At 43.4% G+C, this 2,972-nt stretch carries 1 protein-coding gene; it reads left to right on the top strand.

The genetic code is table 11. The annotated features are described in order from the left end of the window. Nucleotides 1-38: 38 nt before the first annotated feature. The coding region (locus F4V45_RS04435; protein ID WP_150337250.1) for an autotransporter outer membrane beta-barrel domain-containing protein at nt 39-2,972 on the top strand (2,934 nt) is incomplete at its 3' end.

Below are 2,972 nucleotides of genomic sequence, written 5' to 3'. Positions count from 1 at the left end.
GTAAAGCCGGCGAAACAGAACGAAAGAAGGGGTGTGGCTTGTCTAAAGGGGGGAATAATCTCTCTCTAAGCTCACAAAAATCGTCATCGCGAGACTTGCGCCAGCAAGTCGTGGCGATCCACAAATCCACGCAAGCGGATTCTAGTAATGACTATTCTGCTAGCGCAGAATCTATGGATTGCCACGCGGTGCAAGCACCGCTCGCAATGACAGCAGCACAAACTAAGCCCGCCCGCTTAAGCCTAAGCCTAGCGTGCTTTTTTGCCCTTAGTGGTGTGATGTCGGCATCCACCATACCTACGAATGATCCAAATAGTCTCACCATTACTAATGGCAGAAATGTGGATCGCACTATATGGGCAGCGGGAAGCAAGGGTGGGGATATAACAGATCAAGCTGGGTGGAATCGATACGGTGGTGATTTGAGCACTATGAACGCAAACAAATATCCAAATACCCTTGACTATTTTAGTGTCGCCTATAAATATACAAATTTGCCTAAAATCAATTTATTTATGCGTGAGGGTATGACAATCAACCACCTTGCAGTGAATTATAAAAAAGTGAGTGGAAGCACTCCTTGGCAGGATATGTCGGCAAGAGCGATGAATACTTCAGGGGTTGGTAATACCAACCTCAAGATCGGCACCTTTGATGTTATCGGTGATGTGAAATTTGAAATCAAACTAGCTGGCACGAGTAATATCGCTACCCTAAACAATGAAGCCGAGCGTTTAAATATAAAAGTCTATAATGAGAATATTGATAAGCTAAATATCAATACACTTAATCAAACCACTGCAAATGGCGACTCCCAAATCTTCAAAAATGTCAGTGTAGAGCATTTCAATCTCTATGTTGGTAGATCCTATCAACGCGGTGGCAGAGTAGAGACGCTAAACCTCCTAGGTGGAGAATACCACCTAGGAGCCACAGATGGCATTACTGCCGCTGAAGAAGCTGGCACCATAGGCAATCTAGTCCTAGCCGATGGGACATTCAAGCAATACAAAGGAGAGATAGGAAGCATAACCCTCACAGGTGATAAAAAGGCAGCAAGCTTCACTACTAAGAATACTTTCACTAGTGGTAGCGAACAACCATCATACAATGGTCTTATCACAAAAATCACTAAAGAAGTAAGCGGTAAGCATACCATAGAGCTAGGAGACAATAAGGCTGATAGCACAATCACTACCACACTCACCAATGGCAGCCTCACTATCGATAATACCACTGGCGATATCACCAATAATGGAGAAATAACATCACTAGCAGTTGATAAAAGAAGCAATGGCATTACCATTACGAATGCTGCAAGTATTGGCACCCTCTCCACAAGCACTAAATCCTCTATCATCAACAATGCTGGCACAATCGATAAGCTAGAGCTCAAAGAGTCTTCCAAGGTAACCAACACCGGTATCATACAATCCCTTGATGTGCAAAAAGGCGACTCCACTATCAATAGTCTCAATGGTGTAGGACAAGGGACAGCAGGTAATGTAGAGCCCCATACACTCTCTAATATCAACATCACTGCACAAAAAGCCAAACTCACCGTTGATACCCTAAGCGTAGGACTCAAAGGCAACCAAGCTATAGAGAGAGTAACAATCAATGGAGATCAAGCTGGCGGTAGCAACAAAGAATTTGCCGTCAATAAAATCCAAGTAACCTACCTTGATGGCGACTTTGACCCTGCAAAAAGCATTAGCAAAAATCTCAAAGACTATGTAACATCTGGTAGCCATAGCTATGTCGATAACAATTCTAAGCCTACCTTTGAATCAAGCCCAGAGCTCCAAGGCATAGGGGTGAAGTTTAATCCCGATGGCACCCCTATCTTTGAGGTAGAAGCCTCCTTGGCTGCAAGTATGACAAGTGTAGTCGTGCGCCAATCTATGCGACGAAAAATGCTTATAGACACCTATCTCGCAGAACAAAACAGAAGAAGCTTGAAAAACAAAGAGCGCAGAACCAAGCAGCGCATAGAAGCAGCCACTCTAGCAGATGCAAGAGCCCAGTATCAAAAAGACCTAGCCAAATACACCAAAGACAAGGCAGCGTGGGATAAGCTTGCTAGCACCAAAGAGAACAAAGCCCTAATCGCTAAATACGAGCAAGAGGACAAAGCCTACCAAGCAGCCAAAGCTCAATACGACAAAGACAAAAAAGCCTATGAAGACAACCGCAAAAACCTAGAGCTACTCTCTAAAGCGCAAAAGATCAAAGCTCCCATAGAGCCTAAAGCTCCTGTAATGCCAAATCTCAAGCCAAGTGATAAAGACTACAAAAAAGCTATGGCTAACTATGACAAAGCACAAAAAGCCTATGAAAAAGCTATGAGCAAATACGAGCAAGAGCTTAGAATCTATACAGAGGAGAACAACAAGCTAGAGACAATAGCAAGAGCAAGCAATCTCAAAGCCCCAGTAGCTCCAAAAGCTCCTATAAGACCAAACCTAAAACCAAATCATAAAGACTATAAGCGAGTAATGGCAGCCTATGAGTCAAACCAAAGAGCCTACCAAGCAGCCCTCAAGCAATATGAGCTAGATAAAAAGAGCTATGAAGAGAAGAGAAAGAGACTAGAAGTGCTTGCAAAAACTAGTAAGTTTAATGCCAATCTCAAAGCCCCCATAGAGCCTAAAGCTCCTGTGCGCCCAAATCTCAAGCCAAACCACAAAGACTATAAAAAAGCTATGAGCAAATACGAGCAAGAGCGCAAAGACTATCTAAAAGACTTTAAGCAATACGAGCAAGATAAAAAGAGCTATGAGAGAGAGTATCAAAAGCTCATAGCCCTAGCTGATGCCCAGAGCAATAAGCTAAAAGCTCCAGTAGAGCCTAAAGCTCCTACTAAGCCTAAAATCCTAGCCAGCAAGCCAGAAATGCCACAAGAGCCTAAGCTTGGAGAGATAAGTGCAGAGCTACTAGCTAAGCATAAAGTCCAAGGGGATTTCTTTATC

It is taken from the genome of Helicobacter canis, from assembly GCF_008693005.1.
Classification (GTDB): Bacteria; Campylobacterota; Campylobacteria; order Campylobacterales; family Helicobacteraceae; genus Helicobacter_B; species Helicobacter_B canis.
This window is presented reverse-complemented; position numbering and strand designations above follow the sequence as displayed.